Raw genomic sequence first — 8,587 nt, 5'->3', positions numbered from 1 at the left:
GGAGAGGAAAATTGTGCTATTGTTGATCCTAGTCGTGATGTTGATAGATATATTGCTGTTGCAAAAGATATGGGATTTAAGATAACCCATATTTTAGAAACTCATTTGCATGCAGATTTTATATCAGGGCACATGGATTTAGCTGAGAAAACAGGGGCTAAAATTTATGCACCGGCTTCGGCTGATTGTCAGTTTGAACATAAGGCATTAAAAGAAGGAGATGAATTCCAAATTGACAATATCTCAATCAAGGTATTGGAAACCCCGGGTCATACACCGGAACATATTGCCTATATTGTTACAGATAAGTCCAGAGGTAAGGAGCCAGTGGTTTTATTTTCTGGTGATACATTATTTGTAGGGGATGTTGGTCGTCCGGATTTATTTCCGGGCAGAGCAGAGGAATTAGCCTCCAAATTATTCAACAGCCTGAAAAAATTCAAGGAATTACCTGATTTTTGTGAAGTATTGCCGGCACATGGGGCGGGCTCTCTCTGTGGAAGAGCCATGGGAGCAAAAAGAAGAAGCACAATTGGTTATGAGAAGAGATACAATGAAGCATTACAGATTGATTCAGAAAAGGAATTTATTGCTTCTTTGACCAATGATATGCCCCCGGCACCGGACCATTTTAGCCGTTGCAGTGAGATTAACCGGAAAGGTCCAAAATTAGTTCGAAAAATAGACCTCATTAAGGCTTTGTCACCAATTGAATTTGGAAAGCTGGCAGAATCTAAAAAATATATAGTCCTGGATTGCCGCAGCTATGATGCCTTTGCAGGCCAGCATATTATAAATTCATATGGCATTACTTATGACGGAAATTTCCCGACTTTTGCCGGTTGGGTTATTCCACCAGAAAAGCAGATTCTGCTGGTAACACCTGATAGAGTTTCTGCTGAAGAGGTAGCAGTATGGCTTCGGAGGGTCGGTTTGGATAATGCATGTGGTTACCTGGAAGGCGGAATGTTTGAATGGGCTAAAGACGGATTGCCAAGCCGTCATGTACTTCAGGTTTCTTCCCCGGAATTGGAATTGTTAAGGGAAGATGATGATATTAAAATACTGGATGTTAGGGCAGCATCTGAATTCGAAGAAAAACACATAGAAGGTGCGATTAACATATCTGCTCCTGATTTGAGAGAAAGATACAAGGAATTGGATAAAGAAGAAAAATATTATGTTGTCTGCAGCACGGGTCATCGTTCAACCCTTGCAATTTCTTTACTTTTACAGAGAGGATTTGAACAGCTGGTAAATGTTGCCGGTGGAATGACCGGAATGGGAGAATTTGGTGAAAACAGGGAGATAATTAATAAATGGGGAAGTTTCCCTTATCGCTGGAAGATTCATAGAAAATAGTAAAAATTGATTCCCAAAGGAGGAATTATAAATGGAATTTTTAACATTGAAAATATGTTCTCCTTATTTAGTTGGAGCAGGGATTGGGATATTAAGCTGGTTTACTTTTTTGCTTTCCAATAAACCTATTGGATGTTCTACTGCTTTTTCCAGAACCAGTGGCATGATAGAACAGGCTATAACAGGTAAGTCTTTAGCAAAAAATCCCTACTACCAAAAATTTCCTGCTGTGATTGATTGGGAGTGGATGTTTGTTTTAGGTATTATCGCTGGTTCCCTGGTTTCAGCAAGGCTTTCAGGGGATTTTTCTTTAAGACTTATTCCTTCTCTTTGGATGGCACGTTTCGGCATAGTATTTTTACCCCGCTTTTTTACTGCATTAATTGGCGGTATTATTCTGGGAATTGGGGCTCGCTGGACTGGAGGCTGTACCAGTGGTCATGGTATTAGCGGAACTATGCAGCTGGCAGTAAGCAGTTGGATTGCTGTAATATTATTCTTTATCGCTGGAGTAGGTGCTGCACAATTTATATATTATGGACTGGGAGGTTAGAGATGTTAAAGGAATTACACTCTCAGAATAAAATACAGTTATTCCTCGGTCTTCTAATGGGCTTTTTCTTTGGTTTTTTACTGCAAAAAGGAGGAGTAGCTAAATATGATGTGATTATGGGGCAATTGCTACTGAAAGATTTCACCGTAATCAAGATAATGCTATCAGCAATTGTGGTGGGTATGGTGGGCATTTATCTGATGAAAGGTATGAGAATGGTAGAATTGCATCCAAAACCAGGCTCTGTCGGTATGACTGTAGTTGGAGGTTTGATATTTGGAGTAGGATTTGCATTATTGGGGTATTGTCCAGGAACCATATCAGCTGCCATCGGTCAGGGAAATTTAGATGCATTATTTGGAGGATTAGTAGGTATTCTAATGGGGTCCGGAATTTTTGCCCATTTATATCCAGGATTGGAAAAATTTCTCAAGATAGGATGGTTCGGTGAAATTACTATCCCAGAATATCTAAAAGTAAACCCCTGGTTAGTAATTATCCCTATAAGTCTATTGATTGTATTATTTTTGTATATAATTGAATCAGTTGGCTTATAAAAAATAATGAAAAATTAAAGCCTTATTCAACTGAAGAAGAATTTAATTTAATTGTTTTATTATATGTTAAGTGAATATATTTTTTGAAAGTTAGATTTATATAATCCAATTTTATTTATTGCTGAAATAACCCAAATATTATAGAAGTTACATAGAACTGTAGTTGTTATATAATATTTTAGCGATGCATCTATTTTAATCTGGAGAATTTAGATGAATATTAAAAATACAATGATAGAAGTACTACAGGCTATATTACCCATAACTATCGCAGTATTTCTTTTACAATTTACCATTATTCGATTGCCGATAAGGGAATTTATGATTTTTCTTTTTGGGGTTGTTTTAACCTTTTCTGGTTTTATTTTGTTTCTTATTGGTGTGCGATATAGTCTTTTGCCTATAGGTGAGGAATTTGGTATTTTTTTAATGAAGAACGAGAATCTATGGCTGGTTATTGGTCTTGGTATTGCCTTAGGGTTTGCGGTTACTATCTCTGAACCCGGTTTACAGATCCTTGCAGATCAGGTAATGGATGTTTCAAATGGAGAGATTCCCAAAAGTCTTTTAATGGTTACTGTATCCTTAGGATTAGGCATATTTCTTGCCTTATCGTTGGTCAGAATCATTTATAAAATATCTTTGCGAATTATATTATTAGGTAGCTATATTTTAGTTTTTCTATTGGCCATATTCTCTTCACCAAATTTTTTTGCAGTTTCTTTTGATGCCGGTGGTGTTACAACAGGTCCCATGACAGTTCCATTTATTCTTGCCTTTGGAGTAGGGATGTCTTCAGTAAGTGGTGCAAAAACTACATCTGGAGATAGTTTTGGTTTTGTAGGCTTAGCGTCTGTCGGACCTATTTTAGCAGTATTAATTCTAGGGATGATATTCTAATGAAAATATTTATAGATATTCTAATAGACAAAACAGTAGAAGTGCTATTTGCTTTATTACCCCTTTTAATCATATTTGTTATATTTCAATTTATAAAAATAAAATTACCTAAAGCACAGTTTGTGATAGTTTTAAGAGGATTATTACTTACTTTTTTAGGACTTGTTTTATTTTTGAGTGGGGTTGATTTGGGTTTTATTTACATGGGTGATTTAATAGGTAAGACACTTGGACAATTATCTTATAATTGGATTCTTATTCCAATTGGATTTGTATTGGGATTTGTAGTAACCATTGCTGAGCCGGCGATCCAGGTATTAATTATTGAAGTTGAAAAAGTAACAGCAGGCTCGATTAATAGAAAAATTATCCTTTATTTTTTATCTTTTGGTGTTGCTGTGGCGGTGGCTTTATCGATGTTCAGAATGATAAATAATATATCTCTGTGGTATTTCATTTTACCGGGATTTTTAATAGTGTTGATTTTTATGTGGTTTGTTAGCCCTATTTTTGTATCCATAGCTTTTGATTCCGGAGGCGTAGTCACCGGACCTATGATTGCTACCTTTCTTTTATCACTAACTGTTGGGAGCTCAACTGTCATTTTGGGCAGTGATCCTCTAACTGATGCTTTTGGAATGATTGCAATGGTGGCTATGGTTCCCATATTTTCTATCCTTGTATTGGGTATATTATACAATAGAGCAGAAGCCAAAGCTAACGAACAAGCAAAGATAAATGCTGAAAAAGAAAAAGTAAAAGAATTTGTTTTACTGGGAGTATTTGCTAAAAAAAAATATATGGCAGATATTGTAAAATATTTTAAAAATATCGAATTTAAAGGAGATAATAGCATTCAAGAGTCATATAACAAAGTTGATGTTTACAGCGAAATAGTGACCTTTCCAGAAGAAATAGAAAAAGAGATGCTATTCAAGCTAATAGAAAAAGATAAGACTACCGATATTATAAGAACAATTCAGAAAAAAATATTTTTGGATGATTCTAACGAGGGCTTGCTATTTACTATAGATATGGATAAAATTGCTGAAATCTGTTATCTTTATCATTCCAAGAAAAGAAATAAGGAATAATCTGAAAAAGTGTATGTACATCGAGATGTTATTTCTAAAAAATACTTTAAACTTTTGCAATTAGCTTGATTAGAATATAATTCATTTATAGATATTAACAGAATCCCTATAGGAAGAGTTCTATGAAATATAATAAAGATAATGGAGGGGAAATATGGCTGAAATAAATATTAAATTTGATTTAATTGTGACTATCGTCAGTAAAGGGTATGCTACAGATGTTATTCAGACTTCTAAAAAAGCTGGAGCTGAAGGTGGTACCATTTTGTTAGGACGTGGTGCTGGAGTACATGAAGGTGGAAAAATATTTGGAATTCCTATTGAGCCGGAAAAAGAAATTGTCTTTACTCTGATTGACAACAACAAGACCAATCAGGTATTAAAAGCAATTCGGGAGGAGTTATGTTTGGATGAGCCAGGTAAGGGAATTTCTTTTGTACTGGATGTAAAAAAAGTGGTTGGCATCTGTCATCTGTGTGGTTTAGAACAAAAAAAAGATGATGAAGCAAAAAAATAGGAAATTCAAAGGTTACTTATTATAATTTTATGCTAAAATTCAGAAAAAAATCTTTTTTATTGAAGAATAATTTTTTTAATTTGAATTATAAAAGTTTGTTATTATTGATAAATCTATTTTTACTTTTAATTTTTTCTGCTCAAAACTGCTTAAATAATGAAAATTCTGGTTTTTCCGAAAATCAATATAGAATAATTGATATTTTTCCTCATGATAATACTGCTTTTACACAAGGATTAGTATGGAAAGGTAATTATTTTTATGAAAGTACAGGACTTTATGGCAGGTCTTCTCTGCGGAAAGTAGAAATACAAACCGGAAACGTATTACAAAAATATGATTTACCAAATGATTATTTTGGAGAAGGCATTACCATTTTTAAGGATAGTATTTATCAATTAACCTGGAAAGAGCAGACAGGATTTATCTATGATCAGGAAACCTTTCAACTGATAGATACATTTTCTTATTCTTATGAGGGATGGGGAATTACACATGATGGAAAACATCTTATTATTAGTGATGGAAGCCCGGTGCTTCATTTTGTAGATCCTTGTACCATGGAGGAAGTTAAACAGGTTACAGTATATTTTCAGAAGACCCCGGTGCGTTTTATAAATGAACTGGAGTATATTAAGGGTAAAATTTTCGCTAATATCTGGCAGACAAAACAGATTGCTATTATTAATACTGACTCAGGAGAGGTTACTAACTGGCTCGACTTGGGAGGTATTTTAGACAATATAGAGATAAATAGCTCTCAGGATATTGATGTCTTAAATGGTATTGCCTATGATGAAGATAAAGGCTATTTATTTGTTACCGGTAAATTCTGGCCTAACATATTTCAGATAAAAATTATGGATAATTTTGTACAGTAAAATATTAGTAGCTATGAGGCAAAAAGGTAACTTCCTAAAAAATGAATCCAGAGAGGGTGGTGGCGGCTATGACTAAAACAAAAGAATATAAAATTGAAAATTTAATAAATAAAAATATTAAATGTACCTGTGGGAAGATCCATTATGCAGGCATTGCCGATATTATTATTGGTAAAGATGCAATCAATAGGATACCTAGTTTATTAGCAAAATATCAATGCCAAAATCTATTTCTGGTGGCAGATGAAAATACTTATGGAGTAGTTGGGGAGAAAGTTGAGAAGCTTTTAAGAGAGCATGGATTTAATCTATCAGTACATATTTTTCAAAGAGAAAAGCCTTTGGTCGCTGATGAAAGAGCAATTGGAGAACTTCTAATTCGTCTAAATAAAGATACTGATATGCTTATTGCAGTCGGTTCAGGAACGTTAAATGATTTATTAAAATATATTAGTTATAAACTACATATTCCCTATATCATTGTAGCTACAGCCCCATCTATGGATGGTTATTCTTCATTTGTATCTCCCTTAATTGTAGGGAATCTGAAAATAACCTTTGAAGTCACCACCCCTCGGGCTATTATAGCCGATATTGATATTTTAAAAAAAGCCCCATTGAATATGCTCCAGGCAGGACTTGGAGATATGCTGGGGAAGTATACCGGTTTATGTGATTGGGAATTAACGAAAATTATTAACGATGAATATTATTGTAACTGGGTGGTAGGTCTGGTAAAGAAATCTATTGAAAAGTGCATAAACAATTTATCAGGTATTTTAGAAAGAAATGAGATGGCTATTGCCAGCCTTACTGAAGGACTGATTTTATCAGGTATTGCGATGAACTTGATCGGTAATTCACGCCCTGCTTCAGGTTCTGAGCATCATCTTTCTCATTGCTGGGAAATTATGTTTCTTTTAAGCGGTAAGGAAGCAATCTTACATGGAATTAAGGTTGGAATAGCTACTGTAGCTATTACCAAATTATTTCATATGTTAAAGAACAGACAAAAAATTGACTGTACTGTCGCTTTGGAAAAAATAGGTAATTTCGATAAGCAGGAATGGACTCAAAAGATAAACCAAATATTTCAGGTTGCCGCAGCATCGATAATTGCTATGGAAGAAGATTCTATGAAAAATTCTATTGAGAGCCATAGAAAACGCATCAAAATCATTGAAAAGAAATGGTTTGATATTATTAAGATGATAGATCAAATATTGCCTACAACCAAAACTATTGAGAAGATATTGCTGGATGTCAAGGCTCCAATTAATCCAATACAAATAGATATCGATGCCGATACCTTTTATAACAGTTTAATTTATGGGAAAGAAGTTAGAAATCGTTATGGTATTCTACAATTATTATGGGATTTGGGGCTGTTAGAAGAGTTTTCTCGAGAAATTGTTGATTATTTTTATCAGAAAAAATCATATAATATAACTTTATCAAAAAACAAAGAAAAAAATATTCTAAAACAAGCTAAATGTTTTATTCTGGATATGGATGGAACTTTTTATGTGGAAAATAAAATCATTGAGGGGGCACTTTCCTTTATAAAAAAAGTAAAAGAATGTGGAAAAACATTTTACTTTTTTACCAATAATTCATCTAAAAACGCCAGATATTATCAAGATAAATTAATGAAAATGGGTTGTCCGGTTCAGGAAAAAAACATCTTGACCTCAAATCAGGTTATCTTGAAATATCTAACTAACAATCAGAAGAATAAAAAAATATTTCTTTTAGGTAATAGCTATCTCAGGGATGATTTTAAGAGTGCAGGAGTGAAACTGGTGAATGATAATCCCGATCTGGTGGTGGTTGGTTTTGATACATCATTACAATATCAAAGGGTATCTAGAGCCTGTCATTATATTAGAGAGGGCATACTCTTCCTGGCTGTAAATCCGGACCTTAATTGTCCTGTTGAAGAAGGTTTTATTCCGGATTGTGGATCTATTTGTACTATGATTACTACTTCTACTGGTATTAAGCCTATTGTCTTTGGTAAACCATCTCCTTATACCTTACAATATATACTTGATTTTACCGGATTAGAAGCTGCAGATATTGCTTATATCGGTGATCGCCTTTATACTGATATTGCTATGGGCAAAGATAATGAAATGATTACTATCCTGGTTTTGTCCGGCGAGACCAGAGTAGAGGATATAGCTGGTTCCGGCTTTCAACCTGATTTAATCTTTAAATCCCTAAAAGAAATCAAAATTTTATTAGATGAAATTTATTAGGGAAGGAAGGAAATAAATTAACTTGATTCCTGCTACGATTCATTTTCTTATTAGTAAGCCTTAACTCTAGTAAGGTTAAGGTTAAAGATAAAATAATTAAGAAAGAATTCCAGTCAATCTTAATGCGGTATATACCAGCAGAAGCGCTAACAATAAATTTACTACTCTTTTTATCCACTCTTGATTTAAGAAATGGCTAATGCCAGCTCCTAAAGAAACCCATAGAAAATTGGAACTAAAACCCATTAATCCCAGAATTAGAGTGAAGACAAGTATCAAATGAGGCTTGGTTACAATGGGATGAAGAAAAGCGGTATAAAGGGTAAGGACAAAAATAATGCATTTTGGATTTACGAATTGAAGAAGAATCCCATGTTTAAAACCAAATGGCTGTATCTGTATCTGCTTATTATTTTGAGCAAAGGAATAGTCTGCTTTTAATATATTATAAGCTAAATACAG

8 protein-coding genes and 2 pseudogenes are annotated in these 8,587 nt (G+C 34.0%); 9 read left to right on the top strand and 1 reads right to left on the bottom strand.

Translation table 11 applies throughout. The features are described from left to right. The 9 genes and pseudogenes from PHD84_09995 to PHD84_09955 all read left to right on the top strand — a co-directional run. On the top strand, positions 1-1,362 hold a 1,362-nt coding region (locus PHD84_09995), incomplete at its 5' end, for an MBL fold metallo-hydrolase (GenBank protein MDD5638125.1). 31 nt (positions 1,363-1,393) lie between these two features. Further along, positions 1,394-1,915, top strand: coding sequence for a YeeE/YedE thiosulfate transporter family protein (locus tag PHD84_09990; GenBank protein ID MDD5638124.1), 522 nt, complete (start codon positions 1,394-1,396; stop codon positions 1,913-1,915). Between the two features lie 2 nt (positions 1,916-1,917). Further along, the gene (locus PHD84_09985; GenBank protein ID MDD5638123.1) at positions 1,918-2,472 is read left to right on the top strand and encodes a YeeE/YedE thiosulfate transporter family protein; all 555 of its coding nucleotides are present in this window, start codon (positions 1,918-1,920) and stop codon (positions 2,470-2,472) included. Positions 2,473-2,685: 213 nt separating this feature from the next. Continuing rightward, the gene (locus PHD84_09980) at positions 2,686-3,372 is read left to right on the top strand and encodes a DUF1538 domain-containing protein (protein MDD5638122.1); all 687 of its coding nucleotides are present in this window, start codon (positions 2,686-2,688) and stop codon (positions 3,370-3,372) included. Further along, positions 3,372-4,097, top strand: a pseudogene (locus PHD84_09975) (DUF1538 domain-containing protein). Before PHD84_09980 ends, PHD84_09975 begins: the two are co-directional and overlap by 1 nt. Before the next feature lie 523 nt (positions 4,098-4,620). Continuing rightward, the gene (locus tag PHD84_09970) at positions 4,621-4,983 is read left to right on the top strand and encodes a P-II family nitrogen regulator (GenBank protein ID MDD5638121.1); all 363 of its coding nucleotides are present in this window, start codon (positions 4,621-4,623) and stop codon (positions 4,981-4,983) included. A gap of 104 nt (positions 4,984-5,087) precedes the next feature. Further along, positions 5,088-5,864 (top strand): glutaminyl-peptide cyclotransferase, encoded by a 777-nt coding sequence (locus PHD84_09965; GenBank protein ID MDD5638120.1) that lies wholly within the window; start codon positions 5,088-5,090, stop codon positions 5,862-5,864. Positions 5,865-5,932: 68 nt separating this feature from the next. After that, positions 5,933-6,814, top strand: a pseudogene (locus PHD84_09960) (sn-glycerol-1-phosphate dehydrogenase). Between the two features lie 558 nt (positions 6,815-7,372). After that, positions 7,373-8,125, top strand: coding sequence for an HAD-IIA family hydrolase (locus tag PHD84_09955; protein MDD5638119.1), 753 nt, complete (start codon positions 7,373-7,375; stop codon positions 8,123-8,125). Between the two features lie 96 nt (positions 8,126-8,221). On the opposite strand, the gene PHD84_09950 is transcribed toward PHD84_09955, so the two are convergent. Then, positions 8,222-8,587: LysE family transporter (locus PHD84_09950; GenBank protein MDD5638118.1), on the bottom strand; the 366-nt coding region annotated here is incomplete at its 5' end.

The sequence above is a fragment of the Atribacterota bacterium genome (assembly GCA_028717805.1).
In the GTDB taxonomy this organism is placed as follows: Bacteria; Atribacterota; Phoenicimicrobiia; order Phoenicimicrobiales; family Stramentimicrobiaceae; genus Stramentimicrobium.
This window is presented reverse-complemented; position numbering and strand designations above follow the sequence as displayed.